The sequence below is a fragment of the Desulfomicrobium macestii genome, assembly GCF_014873765.1.
Lineage (GTDB): Bacteria > Desulfobacterota > Desulfovibrionia > Desulfovibrionales > Desulfomicrobiaceae > Desulfomicrobium > Desulfomicrobium macestii.
Genome location: NZ_JADBGG010000001.1, coordinates 52,784 through 68,583, shown reverse-complemented (window position 1 = coordinate 68,583; position 15,800 = coordinate 52,784). Strand labels below are relative to the sequence as shown.

Sequence of the window (15,800 nt, the reverse complement as noted above, 5' to 3'; positions counted from 1 at the left end):
CCAAAACGAAATTTACTAATAAAAAAACCGGCCCTCAAACGAGAGCCGGTTGCAAAGTCGGGAAACAGGAGCCGATTATTTTTTTACATGACATTCGCCACAAGCGACGGGACCTTTCTTGGACTCGATGTGACAGCTCTTGCACTGCCTGTGATAAGCCATCATGAGCCCAGGCTGGCTGCCTTGCGCCTTGAGCGTATGGCAGTCGGCGCAAGCCTGATCCTCGGAGCTTTCGCCTTCGACCAATTTTCCATCCTCGTAGACATGATGGCAAACTGAGCAATCTTCCAAGGCAGCCTTGTCGTTGTGATCATCATGATCAAACGCACTGATCGGGCGTTCCAATTTTTCAAAGGCATCAACCTTCAAGTAGGTGTCGTCCTGGGAAAAAGCCGAAATACTGCAAAACGTGACGCAGAGCACGACAGAGCAGAAAATGAAGTATCTGTATAGTATATGTCTCATTGCTCACCCCTAGACAGCATTTGGTTTTTCCATGCAATCATAGATAATTTCCCCAAGGAACTTGAGCTCGATGCCAAGTTTGTACTTGTGGATAATATCTTCAAGACCACCATGACAGTTATGGCATGGAGCTATGCAGACCTTGACTCCGGTGGCCTGCAACTGCTCAGCCTTGACCCTGTTGCTCTCCACGCGAGCGTTTTTGAACGGCGGGCCGCAGTTGATGACTCCGCCGCCTGCGGCGCAGCAATAGTTGTGCTCTTTGTTGGGGGTCATTTCGATGAAATTGGGACAGAAAGCCCGCACCACTTCCCGCGCCTTTTCGTGCAACCCGCGCCCGCGCACCACGTTGCAGGGGTCATGAAAGGTGACCGGCTCCTCGAATTTCTTGGCGACCTTGATTTTGCCTTCGTTCAAGAGGTCCCAGTAAAATTCAAGAGCGTGAACAACCTGTATGGGCGGCATCTGCCAGCCCAGCACGCGGTTGCCGGTATCGTACACGGAGCGGAAGGCGTGGCCGCATTCACCCATGACGATTTTCTTCACGCGCAGTCTGGCCGCGGTGTCGAAATGCATTCTCTTGAGGCGGCCCATCATTTCCGAGTCGCCGGTGTACATGGCCATGTCGGAGTTGTCCCAGCCGGGAGTCGCCGGCATGGTCCAGTCGCAGCCGGCTTCATTCATGATGGCTGCGGCCTGGTAAATGAGCTGGGTACGAAACTTGGGTTCCGGTCCGATCACGGAATACATGATCTCCGCGCCTTCCTTTTCCAGCGGAATGCGCGCAGTGGGCAGCTCCTCGCGCAACTCGTCTTCCTGCCAGATCAGGGCGTCTATCCATTCGTCATCCTTGACCCACATCTGATTCATGGTGGCGGCATGTGAATGAGCCGTATCCTGAATATAGAGGGGCGTGATCTCCAGTTTGTGACCAATCCGGCGCACCAACGACATCATGTACGCGATATCGATACCAAACGGACAATACTGAACGCACCTGCGGCACATGTTGCATTCCGTCTGCGCAACCTGAATGGCCTGTTTCATGAACTCGGCCGAAACCTTGCCTTTCTTGTCAAGCATTTCCCAGATGGTCTGTTTGACCTTGCCCACAGGGGAAAACCGCGGATCGCGATCCCGGGACAAAAAGAAATGACAGGCATCAGAACACAGGCCGCAGTGGGCGCAGGTCTCGACGTATGCCTTGAGACGGGCACCGGCCTCATTGTCGAAAACTGCATTGATCGTCTTCTCGATCCTTTCCGGGGTCAGCTTTTCCGCTCCCCGTTCAACACCTTCGTCTTTTATCCAGACGCGTTCTTTCATAGCGTTCTCCTCTTTTTACCAATCCTTGACGTGGCGCACCATGCCGAATTCAGACCCGATATATGCCCTGGTCAAGGGAGCCAGCAGCATATGACTGAGACGCGTGAAGGGAATGGCCACGAGCAAAAGCTCTGCCGAGACCATATGCAGCACGACCATGAGCATGTAATCGCCAAGCTGATGGTAGGCCAGAACTCCCGTCACAAAGGGCGCCGCCACAAGGGCGAGCAGGCCGAAATCCGTCCAGTCGGTGACATAGCTCACTTCAGGACGAATGACCCGACGCACGGCAAAGAAGATGCACGCGCCAATGACCGCAAAGGCCATAATGTCGGCCACGAAATCAGGAATGGTGAACCAGCCGATACCGAATCCTTCCTCGATCATGATTTGATGTGCGGAAACAAAAATGAGCAGCACAAAAAAAGCGATGTGGAAGAAAAACGCGACACCGGTAAAAATGGGGTTCAACCTCATGTTGACCGTATTGAACGGAATCGACCAGTTGATGATGGATCTCATTCCATATTTGAATGAAACATAATTAAGCAAAACCTGATCTTTCTTTTTAGCGGTATTCAGTGTCGACCATATTTTGTATATTGATCCAAGAACAAAAATAGTCCAGGCAGCCCAAGCCAGGGGGCCAGATACCAATAAATAGACATCCTGCATGTCTAGCCTCCTTATCCGATGATTTTTGCTACGGACTCGACAATTCTTTGGTACTTTCCGTCCACGATGGCGCGAATGAGAATTCGGCTTCCATCAGGACTGAACGTCGGGTCAAAGCATTGATCGAAACCCTGGCCATATTCCTTGCCATCCACCGCAATGGTGAAACGGCCGTTCTTTTCCACTCTTGCGGCAACATGCTTGCTGTCCGGAGAGAAGACCGGAGCATAGCACATGTCGTAATGGCTGTTCCAAGCCCTGTCGTCAGAGAATACGGTCCACTTGCCATCCTGCTTGCCAAGAGCGGCCAGACGCTTGCCGTCGGGGCTGAAGGTCATGTCCATGACCATGTCGCCAAAAGTCGTGTTCCAGGGATTGCCGTCCACTGCCAGAGTCCAGCGCCCGTAGTTGGGGCAGACTATGGCGGCGAGCTTGTCTCCGGAAGGACTGAACTGCTGCTGCCATACCTGGAAGAAGGTAGGCTGCCAGATGATCTTGCCGTCCAGGGCCATGCCCCACTTGCCGGACAGACGCACCGGCGCGACCACCGAGTTCTTGGTCGGATGGAAGAGCGGCTCCCAGACCTGGTTGAAATTCTCAGTCCAGGGCTTGCCGTCAATGGCAATGGTGTAATCGAAGAGCGTGTGTCGAATCTGGGCCGCGACCGAGGAGTTGTCGGCATTGAATCGTGGAGTCCAGACGTTCACGAAGTTCACGTCCCAAGGCGTACCGTCTACCGCGACGGAGTATGCGCCTTCCTTGAACTTGAACACTTCGGCCTGCCCCAAAGGCACGGTCTGAACCACGGCAGCGCTGCGCTTGCCGTCGGAGCTGAGAATGAAATTGTTGGCGTTTGGAAAGAGCGTTTCCCAGACCACGCCTTCGACCACCATTCCGTAGGTCATGGAATCGGCTACGCTACAGGCGATGACCGAGCCATCCTTCGAAAAAAGCGTGTTGAACAGAAAACTGTAGGTATCTTCCCAAGGCTCGCCGTCCACGCACATGGTCCAGTCGCCGTCGCAGGCCAATCCGGCCAGGCGCCCGTCGGGAGAATAGCGCAAATACCAGATGCGCTCATATCTGGGCTCCCAGCATGTGCCGTTGACACAGACGCTGAATTCCATCTCACCGGTCTTGACCACGGCCGCCACCTTTTCGCCATCGGGACTGACCTGATTTTCCTCGCGCCATTCAACGTCGCAATCACACTCGGATAGGTCGGCCACGGTTCTGGAGCCTATGCCCCAATCCCAGGCAGAATACTCACTCATACACGCCCTCCTTACCAACTAGGTTACGCCAAAAGCCAATCTTGAACATGATGCCGGTATGAATTCAGGCGAGCAGTCCAAATTTCTGACCCTGCTAACTCATGCCAAAGACTCACTTTACTAGCTAAATTTTCTTGCAAACCGGCTAGCCTAGAAATGACACTGTGTAAATATCATTTTGATTTCAGACCCAATAAGTCGACAAAATATTTCGGACTGTTTTCATACACAATATTGCAAGAGTTGGTAAACATTCATTACTTTACATCCAGGCGTGCTCTACGCCTCCGCAAGTCGATCCTCAAAAGATGATCATTGCGACCGAAACGATTTCGCCGTCCATCGCAAACAATCCGGCACCCAATCCTCTGGGCGCAAAAAAAACCCGGATATACCGGGTTGTTATGCAAGGAAATACTTCCTCTTGGGCGGCGGTCAAAGGCTTTTCAGCGACAATCCGGTTTTTCGGACACCGCGGGTTCCGTCGTCGCGGGCGGCAACACATCCTGTTCAGTGGCGGATATCTCGATATTTCGGGGCCCGACCACCTGGCCCTGCCTGTCGATCATGGTGCGCTCGTCAAGAATCGCGATGCCCAGCCGATCCATGACCTCCCGTTTGTAATCGTACTCCATGTTCTTTTTGCGCAATTTGTAGTTGAGAACCATGCGCACGATCCCGAATATGGTCCCGGCCACCAGAACACAGCCCAGCCCGATCAGAATGACTTTGGCCGCGGCCTCGCCGAACCGGCCAAGATATTCCATGATCGCCCCCAGATTGTAGACGATCCCCATGAATACGCCGAGCAGCAGAAGCGTCAGCAAAAACGGGAGCTGAAAACAGAAATTTGCCGCCTTGACCAGTTTGCTTGCGGCTCCTTCGGTGGAAGTTTCCTTGAAAACAGGGCCTTTTTTCTGCCCGTAAAGAAAAGAATTGAAGGCTACGACCACTATGCCGACCAGAAACGTCACTGCAACCGGGGCCGAAAAGGAGACCAGGAAATAGGCCTTCCAGGGGAAAGGGACATCCACGGGCTTGCCTGTCACCGCGACCTCGTCAATGCCCAGCTGGTAAACCCAGCAGACCAGAAAGATAAGCACCTCGACCACTATCAAGAGCTGGATGTATCTGCGAAAAAGGTCCTTGATCTCGTAATCGTCAAAAAGCGAGGCGACTCCCTTTCGTTTTCCCCCGCTCCGACTCTTCAAATTCTCCTGCATCGTATCTCCATATCCCCCTGCGCCATGGCGTAGAGGCAATCGACTTGTAAATCCGAGTATTTTGGTATTGGAATCCCCGCCAAGCCGCCCCGCCAAACAAAAAGGCCGGACACCTGTCCAGCTCCGATTTGGCCTGAGCGCACAGGCTACGCCAAGGGTTGAGTTCCGCCCTGCTTCCGATTAGGATTTCGCGTTTCAGCTTGAACGCCCATCAATTAAGCCACACGGGAACCCACATGAGCCATTTTGACATCATTGTCATAGGAGCAGGTCCGGGCGGTTATGCCGCAGCTCTGCTCGCCAGTCAAAGAGGAAAAACGGTCGCTCTCATCGAGAAACAAAACCTCGGCGGGACGTGCCTCAACTGGGGGTGCATCCCCACCAAGCTCTACCTTGGAGCCACCGCTCATCTGGAAGGGCTGCACTCCCAGTCGCGCTTGCGCCTGTGCAGCGGCTCCGTGCAGATGGACATGGGCGCGCTCAAGAAACGAAAGAACGCATTTGTCGCGGCCACCCACAAGGCCATGGCCTGCTGTCTTGATAAACATGGAATCGCCCTGGTCCAGGGTCAAGCTGCCCTTTTGGATAAAAACACGGTGCGCATCGACGACGAGGCCGGACAAACCCTGACTTTCGAGACTCTGGTCATCGCTACCGGATCCTCCACGAACTGGTTTGCAGGGCTTGAGCCGGATCACAAACGGATCCTCGACTCCACCGACCTTCTTGATCTCGACGAAGCGCCCGAAAGCCTCGCGATCATCGGAGCCGGGGCCATCGGCCTTGAAATGGCCGATTTCTGGCACCGCCTGGGGGCGACAATTCATGTCATCGAAGCCGCGCCCCGCATCGCCCCCGCCGAAGACGAGGAAATCGCCCAGACCCTCCACGGCATGCTCAAGCGCAAAAAATGGAACATCGTCACGGGCAAGCGCGTGGCCGGACTGGCCAGCGAGGACGAATCGGTTCTGGTGCGACTGGAAGACGGCGCTGAAATCCGTGTCGAAAAGGCGCTGGTCGCCGTCGGACGCAAACCGAACACTCCCGGCCTTGGCCTTGAAAACGCAGGCGTCGCCCTGACCGGCGCTGGCTGGATCATCACGGATGACTTCCTCCGGGCCGCGCCAAACATCTACGCCATCGGAGACGTCAACGGCCGCACGCTGCTGGCCCACGCCGCCGAGCACCAGGGACGCCACGCTATCCTGCACGCCCTGGGCGAAACGGCCGCGCCCTACGCGCCCGGCCCGATCCCCGGCTGCATCTATGGATCGATCGAGGTCATGCGCGCCGGGCACACCGCAGCCGAACTGACGGCTCAGGGCAAGACCGTGACCGTTTCCCGCGCCAATCTCGGCGCCAACCCGATTTCCCAGGCCCACGGCCAGGCCCAGGGGCTGGTCAAGGTCGCCTGGGTGGACGGCGTCGTGCATGGCGTGACCGCCGTCGGCCATGGCGCATCCCACCTGGTCACCCTGGCGGAAATCATGGTCCGCGACCGCTGGACAGCCCACACCGCGCACGAACACATCTTCGCCCATCCCACCCTGGACGAGGCCCTGCGCGACGCGCTCATCGCCCCCCCGGAGGACAAATGAACCAGGGCCCGTTCCGCGCGCGCAGGCCCCTGCTCCTGGCCTCGGCCTCGCCCCGGCGGCAGGCGCTCCTGGCCGGACAGGGCCTTGGATTCGAGGTCGTACCCAGCACCCTGAAGGAACCGGCTCCCGAACCGGGAGAGGCCCCGGCGGACTACGCGGCGCGCATGGCTCGCATCAAGGGTCAGGACCTCGCGGCCAGACACCCGGACAAGGTGATTATCAGCGCCGACACCATCGTGGTCGAGGGCGAAAGCATCCTTGGCAAGCCACGAAACATAGACGATGCCCTGGCCATGCTTTCATCCCTCTCGGGGCGCTGGCACCAGGTCATGACCGGCTTCTGCGTGCTTCACCACGGCGACGGAATCTCTCTTTGCCAAACAGTGACCACGCGGGTCCACATGGCGGAAAATTCGCGGGCCATGCTCCAGGCCTACATCGACACGGGCGAACCCATGGACAAGGCCGGAGCTTACGGAATCCAGGGCATCGGCGCTTTTCTGGTCGACGAGGTACAGGGGTCCTACACCAATGTCGTCGGCCTGCCCCTGCGTTCGGTGCTCAATTGTCTGCTCGAAATCGGAGCCATCGGAGTGGCCAATGCCTGACCCGTCAAACTGCAAGACAAGCTGGCTCGAAACGCTGCCGCTGAACCTGGCCACCCTCGGCGCGGCCGGGCGCATGCCCAAGGCTCCCGGCACATGGGGCTCCCTGGTCGCGGCGATCCTCGCGCCATTTCTCTTTCTGCCATTGCCGATGTGGGGACGCGTCGCAGTCCTTATTCTGCTCTTCCCTCTGGGCAGCTGGTGTGCCGGCCGGGCCGAAAAAAGCATGTGCCGCAAGGACCCATCCTGCGTGGTCATCGACGAACTCTGGGGGCAATGGGTCACGCTGCTGCCGCTGCTCGCCTCCGACACGCTCTGGATCATCCCGGCCTTTGTGTTCTTCCGCCTTTTTGACATCACCAAGCCTTGGCCGGTGCGGGCCTCGGAGCGCTGGCTGCCCGGCGGCTGGGGCATCATGATCGACGACGGGCTGGCGGGAATCTACGCGATGATGGCGCTGCTCGCATGCCGCGCCGTCTTCTAAAGCCATGTCCGCTTCCCAACGCGATCCGTCGCCCATGCCCACTCTTCCTCCAACTCTATCCCCCAGTCTTCCGATTGACGCGCTCCTGCCCGAGCTTACGCGCACCCTGAGCTCAAAAACCGCCTGCCTGGTCCACGCACCCCCAGGCAGCGGCAAAACCACGCGCATTCCCCTGGCCCTGCTCGATGCGGCCTGGCTGGGCAAAAACAAAATCCTCATGCTCGAACCCAGACGCCTGGCTGCACGCGCCGCTGCCCGCCACATGGCCGGGCTCCTTGGTGAAAAAGCCGGTGAGCGCGTGGGCTACCGCACCCGGCTCGATATCAGGGTCTCAAGCGCCACGCGGATCGAAGTCGTGACCGAAGGCATCCTGACCCGAATGCTGCAACACGATCCCGGGCTTTCCGGCTACGGCTGCGTAATTTTCGACGAATACCACGAGCGCAGCCTGCAGGCCGACCTGGGCCTGGCCCTGTGTCTTGAGATTCGAGACGCCCTGCGCCCGGACCTGCGTCTGGTGATCATGTCCGCCACCCTGGACGCAGCTGCCGTGGCCGAGCTCCTTGAGCCATGCAGAATCCTGAGCTGCCCGGGACAGCCGCATGAAGTGGAAACCCGCTACCTGCGCCTGTCCGGGCGCTTTCTCGAAGAACGCATGGCCCGAGCCATCCGCCATGCCCTGGCCACGGAGCAGGGCAGCATCCTGGCCTTTCTGCCCGGAGCCCGCGAAATCAGGCGCACCGCGGAACTGCTCGAAAATCCCGGAGCCGGAGTCGAAATCCACCCCCTGCTTGGCGCCCTGACCGCCATAGAGCAGGACAAGGCCATCGCCCCCCCAATGCCCGGTACGCGCAAGATCGTCCTGGCCACGGCCATCGCCGAGACATCGCTGACCATCGAAGGAGTGCGCATCGTCGTCGACAGCGGGCTGGCCCGATTGCCGCGCTTCGACCCCAAGAGTTCCATGACGGTTCTGGTCACGGAACCCGCCTCCCTGGCCACCCTGACCCAGCGCCGGGGCCGCGCCGGGCGCACGGAACCCGGCATCTGTTTCCGCATCTGGGACCAGGCCGACGAGGTCAGCCGCAAGCCCTTCCCCGCGCCGGAGATGCTGGAAGCCGATCTGGCCCCACTGGCGCTCGACCTGGCCCTATGGGGCGCCACCGACCCCGGCGCCCTGTCCTGGCTGACGCCGCCCCCGGCCGGGCATTACAAGAGCGCCATGCATTTGCTGCAAAGCCTGGAGGCCGTGGACGACAAGGGACGCATCACCCCCCACGGCCGTGAAATGGCGCTCCTGCCCCTGCATCCGCGCCTCGGCCATATGGTGCTCACGGCCAAAAAGCACGGCCTCGCCCCAACCGCCGCCTATCTGGCCGCAATCCTGGGTGAACCTGGTCGGAGCATGCGCGGTTCCTCGGATCTGCGCGATACGCTGCGCACTCATCCCAATCCCCTTTCACGCAAAGACACCCTGCGCGCCAGCATGGAACAGATCGCGCGACTGGCCTCGGTCAATCTGGAACAACCCGACCCCGAGGCCGCCGGAATTCTCATCGCCCTGGCCTACCCGGACCGCATCGCCCGACGCCAGCAGGACGGAACCTATCGTCTGGCCAGCGGCCGCAAGGCAATGTGGCCAGGACCAAGCGCCCTGACAGGACACGAATTTCTGGCCATCGCCGATCTGGACGGAGACGCGGCCGGAGCAAAAATCTGGCAGTCTGCCCCGGTTTCGCTGCGCGAATTGGAAAAACACTTTGGGGGTCAGTTGCGGGCCGTTGAGGAAGTCCACCTGGACCAGGTCAGAGACCGCATCGTCTGCCTGCGCAAAATCATGCTCGATGCGCTCTGCGTAAAAGAAGAAAATCTGGCCACCGACCCGGAAACCATGACCCGCGCCTTGCTCCAAGGACAACGGGATCTTTCGCGGCTGACCTGGACCGGCGAATGCCAAAACCTGCGAGATCGGGTTCGTTTCCTGTGCAGCCTGGATCAGGGGTCCTGGCCCGACATGTCCGACCAAACGCTCCTTGAAAGCATCGATCAATGGCTCGGGCCCTTCGCAACCGGGGCACGATCCGGCATGGATCTCGGCAAAATCGATTTGCTGCAGGCGCTTAAAGCGCTGCTGGGCTGGGAAAAATTGAGGGAACTGGACCGGCTTGCGCCCGAATTCGTGATCGTGCCCACAGGGGCGAAACGCAAGATCGACTACAGCCCCGAGTCCGGGCCCGTCCTTCCTGTCAAATTGCAGGAAATGTTCGGCTGCGCCACCACACCCACCCTGGCAGACGGACGCCACCCCCTGGTCCTGCACCTGCTCTCCCCCGCCGGCCGCCCCCTGCAAGTCACCCGCGACTTGCCCTCGTTCTGGAAAAGCGCCTACCCCCTCGTCCGCGCCGAGATGCGCGGCCGCTACCCCAAACACCCCTGGCCCGAAGACCCGGCCACAGCCATGCCCACCGCCAAAACCAAGAAGGCCATGACCCCAAGATAAAGCCATGCCTCCGGCGGGCAGGGGACACGCCCCCTGCACCCCTTGCAATCCTGCTTCAACTTTCCCGCACCAGCTCAAGCGTTCCGGCGTGGGCCGGGCAAGGGCTGTCGGCTGTCTGACCGAGCGCAGGCATCGTTTGCTTCCCGGCCGTGATACGCACAACGCGCTGTTCCCTGCCCGAAGCTCAAGGCCGGGAAGCATTACGAAGCCCGCGAGGGAGTCCCGGCAGACCTTGCCCGGCCTGCGACGGAACGCGCCTCCCGCAAAAGCCATGCCTCCGGCGGACAAAAGCCATGCCCCCGGCACCCCTTGCAATTCCAAATTTTCCTTACGCTTAACCTCAAGCGTCCCGGCCCACGCTGGAACGCCCCTCCAGCCAGAAGTCCCCTCCGCCACCACCAACAAAAAAATCCCCACCGAAGCGAGGATTTTTTCAATGACAAAACAAAACGAACCGTAATCAAGCCCCTTACCTCTTCCTGATCTGCCTCTTGTCCCCAATGCGCATGGTGATCTTTTCCTTGTCCAGGTATTCGAGCACCGGAATGGCAAACTTGCGGGTCAGGGCGGTGATGTCGCGGAAATCCTGGGGCCCCATTTCCTGATTCGAGGCAAAGAACTCCCGGACCCGGCCGATCAGATCGTCCATGGCCGTCTTGGCGTAATAGAACTCCTCGCTGACCTTGATGAGCACGCCCTCTTCCATGAGCAGCCGGTACATCTGCGCCACATCCTTGGCGGTCAGCCCGTTCTCCTCCAGAAAAGCCTTGGTGGTCGGCGGCATGAGCCCCGCCTGTACATAGGTCGTCTCCATGAGCGTACGCAGGCCCGACTGATCCGAGGCCAGGGAGACCACATGTCCGGGCAGGCGCAGGATGTCGGCTTCGAGCAGCACCTGGCCTGATTTGACCAGCCGCTCGACCAGAAAATGCACCAGTTTCGGGTGCATGCCCCGGCCGAATCCGGAAATCAGCTCGGCCCGTGACAAGCCCTGACGCATGGGCTCGCGGCGATGGTATTCGCCCAGGTATTCGAGACAGGCCCCGGCCAGACCGTCGAGCACGTCCGCACCCACGAAGCGTTTGTCGTCGCGGTCGAACTGAAAGGCCAGCTGTTTGCCGCCCAGAATCTGCAGGGTCTTGTCCAGGAGCTTGGACTCCATGTCGGTCATGATGCGCAGCTCGGCCACGGTCAGCCCACCGCGCCCGGCCAGCCGCAGCTGGGCCAGAAGAAGCTCCTCGCCCGTGGCGGCACCCAGGGTGGACAGGGTTTCCATATCCTTGGAATGACGGCGGACCTTGCGGCCCAGGGGATTGATGATCCGCCCGCCGGCCACGGTCTGCAGGGGCGAGAACGAGCGCACGATGCAACGGTCCCCGTATACGCCGGGCAATGGACGGGGAAAGCGGACCTGGCAGACCGCCGTTTCGCCGGGTTCGAGCTTGTCACGGTCGAGAAAAAAGAGCTTGGCCAGAATCTCGCGCGAACCGTGATGGAAATGAACTTCCGTACGGTGCTTCAACGGGTTGGGCGAAGACGACAGGCAGGTCATCTCCACGTCCCAGACCGGCGACGGAAAGAGGGTCTGCGGATGGGCCAGCACTTCGCCGCGCTCAAGCTCCGCCACCTCCAGGCCATAGAGGTTGACGGCGGTGCGCTCGCCGGCCCGGGCCACTTCGGCGGCCGTGCCATGCACCTGCAGACCGCGCACCTTGGAGCGGTGCCCGGACGGGACGATCTCGATCTCTTCGCCCAGACGTAATGCCCCGGAAATGGATGTGCCGGTCACGACCGTGCCGTGGCCTTTCATGGTGAAGACGCGGTCCACGGGCAGGCGAAACAGATCCGAGCGCCGGTCCGGGGCAAAAGTCGAGGACAGTTCGGCGATATGCCCGCGCAGCTCGTCCAGACCGGCACCCGTATGGGCCGAAACCGGGACGATGGGCGCGCCTTCCAGAAACGATCCGGCCAGATACGTCTGAACCTCCTCGTGCACCAGTTCAAGCCAGTCTTCCTCGACCATGTCCGTCTTGGTCAGAGCCACAAGCCCGGCCCGGATGCCAAGGAGCGAACAGATTTCAAGATGCTCCCGGGTCTGGGGCATGATGCCTTCGTCGGCGGCGATGACCAGAAGCACGAAGTCGATGCCCGCCGCACCGGAGACCATGTTCTTCACGAAGCGTTCGTGGCCCGGCACGTCGATGATGCCGAGGCGCACTTCCGGGGTCAGGTCCAGGTAGGCGAAGCCAAGCTCGATGGTGATGCCGCGCTTCTGCTCCTCGGCCAGGCGGTCGCAGTTGATGCCGGTCAAGGCCTTGATGAGGCTCGTCTTGCCGTGGTCGATATGTCCGGCCGTACCCATGATGACAGGCATGCGTCTCTCCTAGCAGGCCGCTGAAAAACGGCGATCTGCGGCGTCAGCGAAAAAATCCAGACCGCTTATGTATGTCACAATACACCGCGCGTCCTGGATTTTTTCGCTTCCTTGCATCTCACCATTTTTCAGCAGCCTGCGAATTATTTGATTTTGGGGCGGCCTGCTAGCTGCGGTAAAAAGCGTTGTAGGCGTGTACCGTGGCCAAGAGGTCGGCCTTGGAACTGATTTCGAACGGGCTGTGCATGGACAGGACTCCGGGACCGAAATCGATGATCTCCATGCCGTAGACCGCCAGTTCCTTGGCCACCGTGCCACCCCCGCCCTCGTCCACCTTGCCCATCTCGGCCATCTGCCACGGGATGTTTTCCGCCGCCAGCAACGCGCGAAACCAGGCCACGTACTCGCAATCGGCCTCGCTGGCGCCGTACTTGCCGCCGTGTCCGGTGAACTTGGAAAAAACGGGACCGAAGCCAAGCAGCGAGGCGTTGTATTTGTCGTGTACATCCTGATAATCCGGGTCCATGGGGCAGTGCACGTCGGCGGAGACGGCCTTGGTCCGCGCCAGGACATGCCGCAGCCGGGTGCCCGGCTCCCAGACATCCAGGATGTCGGCCAGGGCGTATTCCATGAAGCGGGACTTGGCGCCGGTGGCGCCGTCAGAGCCGATCTCCTCCTTGTCCCACAACAAGAGAATCTGGGTGTGCTCCCCTCTTGGTGCGTCCATGAACGCCTTGAAGGCCGCGAACACGCACAGGCGGTCATCCTGTCCGTATCCGCCGAGAAGCGCGCGGTCGAGGCCCACGAATCGGGCCCTGCCCGAGGGCACGATCTGCAACTCGGCGCTGTAGAGGTCTTCCTCGCGAATGGCGTAACGCCCGTAAAGAAGTTCCAGGACCCGCTGCCGAACCTTGGCGTCCTCGTCGGTCTCGGCCGGTTCATGGCCGATGGCGATATTGAGCTTCTCGGCCACGAAAGCCTTCTCCACCGTCTCCTCGCGCTGCTTGCGGGCCAGATGCGGCAGCAGGTCCAGAACCGTGAAGACCGGATCAGCCTCGTCCTCGCCGATGCAGACCGGGATGACCCGGCCGTCCATGGCCACGATGGTGCCGTGCAGCGCCAAGGGCCTGGCCAGCCACTGATATTTCTTGAGGCCGCCGTAATAATGCGTCTTCATGAGCGCGACCTGACATTCCTCGTGCAATGGATGCTGTTTGAGATCCAGATGCGGAGTGTCGGCGTGGGCCGTGATCAGGCGCAGGCCCTCGGCCAGGGGCTTCGTGCCCCGCCGCGCCAGGATGGCGGCCTTGGAACGAAAAGGCAGGATGACCAGATCCTGGTGCAAATCATCGGAAAATCCGCTGGCTGCGGCCTGCTCCGCCACCCAGGCGATGGTTTCGCGCTCGGTCTTGCACCGGGTCAAAAAGTCAAGGAACTCGTTGGCCAACAGATCCATGGCAGCCCTGTCATCGCTCGCCATATAGCGTTCCCAGCAACTTGCCGCCTTGTGCTTCAACACCTCATCCATCGTAAGCCTCCCCTTTCAACACGGGCAAGCGCCCGGAAACGAAAAAAAGGGAGCGGAATCACTTCCTGCTCCCCACAAAACCGAGGACAATCCGGCATCAATCCATCTTGTCGAAAAACTCTTTTTCCGCGCCACACTTGGGGCAAACCCAATCCTCAGGCAGATCCTCGAAAGCGGTGCCGGCCGGAATGTTGTTTTCCGCATCGCCTTCCGCCGGATCATAAACATAGCCGCACGGACATTCCCATCGTTCCATGGCCATATGAGCCTCCATTGAATTTAAGGTGAACGAGTCTACTCTCGTAAAAAAAGCCTAGCTTTTCTTCTTCAGAGCCTCGGCCAGGGCGCTACCCAAAGAGCCCATGTCGGCACCAGAAGACTGGGGCTTGTAGCCCTTCCAGTCCGACACTTCCTCTTTCTTGCCGGTTCCAAGGCTGATCTTGCGCTCGCGGGTGTTCACGCTCTCGATGCTGACCACCACGGTATCGCCAGGAACCAGCTTGTCGTATTTGACCTCGCCGTCAGCCCGGGACATGACCGACTGGGGCAGAAGTCCGGTCACGCCCGGCTCCAGGGAAATGAAGAGCCCGAACTGCTGGCGTTTCTCCACGGTGCCCTGCACGGCCTGGCCCACGGGATATTTCTCGGCCACATTGAGCCACGGATCGCCTTCGGCGTCACGCATGCTGAGCGAAATCCGCTGCTTCTCCACATCGACCTGCTTGATCACGGCCGCGACCATGTCGCCGACCTGGACCACATCGCCGGGCTTGTTGATACGCTTGGCGTAGCTCATCTCGCTGACGTGAACCAATCCTTCGATGCCAGGAGCGATCTCCACGAAGGCGCCAAAATCCATGAGCTTGACCACCTTGCCAGTGACCTTGTCGCCATCCTTGAAGCGATCGGCCACGGTCTTCCAGGGATCATCCTGCGCCTGTTTGATGGACAGGGACAGACGGGTCTCACCGGGCTTCTTGCCCGCGCTTGTGCCCAGATACTTGACCCGCACCTTGTCGCCCATGCTCAGGATCTCCTCGGGGCTCTGAATTCTGGCCCAGGAAATCTCGGAAATGTGCACCAGCCCTTCCACGCCCGGAACCAGCTCCACAAAGGCTCCGAAAGCGGCCAGACGAGTGACCGTACCCTCGACGATGTCGCCTTCGCTGACCGTCTCGAAAAAGCTGGCGCTAGCCTGCTTCTGCTCCTCTTCGAGCAGGGCCCGGCGGGACACGACGATGTTGCGCCCGTTCTCGGAAACCTTGGTGATCCGAAACTGCAGAGTCTGCCCGACATAATCCTCGGGGGTCGCGACGTAGCGCGCATCGATCTGGGAAACCGGGCAGAAGGCACGATGCTTCAATACCTCTACATGAAAGCCGCCCTTGATCTGCTCGCGCACTTTCCCTTCCACCGGCACGCCGCTGTTATAGGCGTCTTCGAGCATATTGAGGCCGCCGATGCCGGTCAGTGCCTTGGACAAACGCACGCTGTCGTCGGTCACGCCCACCACGTAAAGTTCCAGCGTATCGCCTTCGGCGACACTCAGCTCTCCGTCGTCGTTCAGCAATTCCTCGCGGTCCACGATACCATCCACTGCCGATCCGCAATCAATGAAAGCGGCCTTCTGACCAATGGAAATCACTGTACCGGAAATCTTGTCCCCTGCCTTGAGGGCTGTCTTGCGCTGGGATTCATAGGATGCGAACAGCTCGGCAAAATCTTCACTCATGATTGACTACCTTACT

At 59.6% G+C, this 15,800-nt stretch carries 13 protein-coding genes; 4 read left to right on the top strand and 9 right to left on the bottom strand.

Going from position 1 to position 15,800, the window contains the following annotated elements:
• Positions 1–75 precede the first annotated feature (75 nt).
• The 5 genes from tmcA to H4684_RS00295 form a co-directional block, all read right to left on the bottom strand.
• Complete coding sequence (gene tmcA / locus H4684_RS00315) at positions 76–465, bottom strand: acidic tetraheme cytochrome c3 TmcA (protein ID WP_092188360.1); 390 nt, start codon at positions 463–465, stop codon at positions 76–78.
• A 9-nt stretch (positions 466–474) separates the two neighbouring features.
• Positions 475–1,791 carry an electron transfer complex ferredoxin TmcB gene (tmcB, locus tag H4684_RS00310; protein WP_092188362.1) on the bottom strand — a complete coding sequence of 439 codons (1,317 nt, stop codon included), beginning with the start codon at positions 1,789–1,791 and terminating at the stop codon, positions 475–477.
• Between the two features lie 15 nt (positions 1,792–1,806).
• Positions 1,807–2,466 (bottom strand): TmcC family electron transfer complex membrane anchor subunit, encoded by a 660-nt coding sequence (gene tmcC, locus H4684_RS00305; RefSeq protein ID WP_092188364.1) that lies wholly within the window; start codon positions 2,464–2,466, stop codon positions 1,807–1,809.
• Positions 2,467–2,477: 11 nt separating this feature from the next.
• A complete protein-coding gene (tmcD, locus tag H4684_RS00300) occupies positions 2,478–3,740 on the bottom strand; it encodes an electron transfer complex subunit TmcD (RefSeq protein WP_092188366.1) in 1,263 nt (420 codons plus the stop codon).
• A gap of 446 nt (positions 3,741–4,186) precedes the next feature.
• Positions 4,187–4,963, bottom strand: a complete 777-nt coding sequence (locus H4684_RS00295; RefSeq protein WP_192622477.1) for a hypothetical protein — start codon at positions 4,961–4,963, stop codon at positions 4,187–4,189.
• A 236-nt stretch (positions 4,964–5,199) separates the two neighbouring features.
• Between H4684_RS00295 and H4684_RS00290 the strand changes: the two genes are divergently transcribed.
• The 4 genes from H4684_RS00290 to hrpB are packed head-to-tail and all read left to right on the top strand — an operon-like array spanning position 5,200 to position 10,150.
• Entirely contained in the window at positions 5,200–6,561 is a 1,362-nt protein-coding gene (locus H4684_RS00290; RefSeq protein WP_192622476.1) for a dihydrolipoyl dehydrogenase family protein, read from the top strand.
• Positions 6,558–7,169: a Maf family protein gene (locus H4684_RS00285; RefSeq protein WP_192622475.1), complete on the top strand. Its 612-nt coding sequence runs from the start codon at positions 6,558–6,560 to the stop codon at positions 7,167–7,169. Before H4684_RS00290 ends, H4684_RS00285 begins: the two co-directional genes overlap by 4 nt.
• On the top strand, positions 7,162–7,650 hold the full coding sequence (locus H4684_RS00280) for a phosphatidylglycerophosphatase A family protein (RefSeq protein WP_192622474.1): 489 nt from the start codon (positions 7,162–7,164) through the stop codon (positions 7,648–7,650). Before H4684_RS00285 ends, H4684_RS00280 begins: the two co-directional genes overlap by 8 nt.
• Before the next feature lie 34 nt (positions 7,651–7,684).
• The gene (gene hrpB / locus H4684_RS00275; RefSeq protein WP_192622473.1) at positions 7,685–10,150 is read left to right on the top strand and encodes an ATP-dependent helicase HrpB; all 2,466 of its coding nucleotides are present in this window, start codon (positions 7,685–7,687) and stop codon (positions 10,148–10,150) included.
• A 469-nt stretch (positions 10,151–10,619) separates the two neighbouring features.
• On the opposite strand, the gene selB is transcribed toward hrpB, so the two are convergent.
• The 4 genes from selB to H4684_RS00255 all read right to left on the bottom strand — a co-directional run bounded on the left by selB (position 10,620) and on the right by H4684_RS00255 (position 15,784).
• Positions 10,620–12,524: a selenocysteine-specific translation elongation factor gene (gene selB, locus H4684_RS00270; protein WP_192622472.1), complete on the bottom strand. Its 1,905-nt coding sequence runs from the start codon at positions 12,522–12,524 to the stop codon at positions 10,620–10,622.
• A gap of 166 nt (positions 12,525–12,690) precedes the next feature.
• Positions 12,691–14,052 carry an aminopeptidase gene (locus tag H4684_RS00265; RefSeq protein ID WP_192622471.1) on the bottom strand — a complete coding sequence of 454 codons (1,362 nt, stop codon included), beginning with the start codon at positions 14,050–14,052 and terminating at the stop codon, positions 12,691–12,693.
• A gap of 97 nt (positions 14,053–14,149) precedes the next feature.
• The gene (locus H4684_RS00260) at positions 14,150–14,308 is read right to left on the bottom strand and encodes a rubredoxin (protein WP_043812375.1); all 159 of its coding nucleotides are present in this window, start codon (positions 14,306–14,308) and stop codon (positions 14,150–14,152) included.
• Positions 14,309–14,365: 57 nt separating this feature from the next.
• The gene (locus H4684_RS00255; protein ID WP_192622470.1) at positions 14,366–15,784 is read right to left on the bottom strand and encodes a 30S ribosomal protein S1; all 1,419 of its coding nucleotides are present in this window, start codon (positions 15,782–15,784) and stop codon (positions 14,366–14,368) included.
• Positions 15,785–15,800: the final 16 nt, after the last annotated feature.

Excerpts from the sequence above, each read along its gene's own strand:
- H4684_RS00295 (WP_192622477.1), bottom strand. The coding sequence starts at position 4,963 with ATGCAGGAGAATTTGAAGAGTCGGAGCGGGGGAAAACGAAAGGGAGTC.
- H4684_RS00255 (WP_192622470.1), bottom strand. The coding sequence starts at position 15,784 with ATGAGTGAAGATTTTGCCGAGCTGTTCGCATCCTATGAATCCCAGCGC.
- H4684_RS00280 (WP_192622474.1), top strand. The coding sequence starts at position 7,162 with ATGCCTGACCCGTCAAACTGCAAGACAAGCTGGCTCGAAACGCTGCCG.
- H4684_RS00260 (WP_043812375.1), bottom strand. The coding sequence starts at position 14,308 with ATGGAACGATGGGAATGTCCGTGCGGCTATGTTTATGATCCGGCGGAA.
- tmcC (WP_092188364.1), bottom strand. The coding sequence starts at position 2,466 with ATGCAGGATGTCTATTTATTGGTATCTGGCCCCCTGGCTTGGGCTGCC.
- H4684_RS00285 (WP_192622475.1), top strand. The coding sequence starts at position 6,558 with ATGAACCAGGGCCCGTTCCGCGCGCGCAGGCCCCTGCTCCTGGCCTCG.
- selB (WP_192622472.1), bottom strand. The coding sequence starts at position 12,524 with ATGCCTGTCATCATGGGTACGGCCGGACATATCGACCACGGCAAGACG.
- tmcB (WP_092188362.1), bottom strand. The coding sequence starts at position 1,791 with ATGAAAGAACGCGTCTGGATAAAAGACGAAGGTGTTGAACGGGGAGCG.
- hrpB (WP_192622473.1), top strand. The coding sequence starts at position 7,685 with ATGCCCACTCTTCCTCCAACTCTATCCCCCAGTCTTCCGATTGACGCG.
- H4684_RS00290 (WP_192622476.1), top strand. The coding sequence starts at position 5,200 with ATGAGCCATTTTGACATCATTGTCATAGGAGCAGGTCCGGGCGGTTAT.
- tmcA (WP_092188360.1), bottom strand. The coding sequence starts at position 465 with ATGAGACATATACTATACAGATACTTCATTTTCTGCTCTGTCGTGCTC.
- H4684_RS00265 (WP_192622471.1), bottom strand. The coding sequence starts at position 14,052 with ATGGATGAGGTGTTGAAGCACAAGGCGGCAAGTTGCTGGGAACGCTAT.
- tmcD (WP_092188366.1), bottom strand. The coding sequence starts at position 3,740 with ATGAGTGAGTATTCTGCCTGGGATTGGGGCATAGGCTCCAGAACCGTG.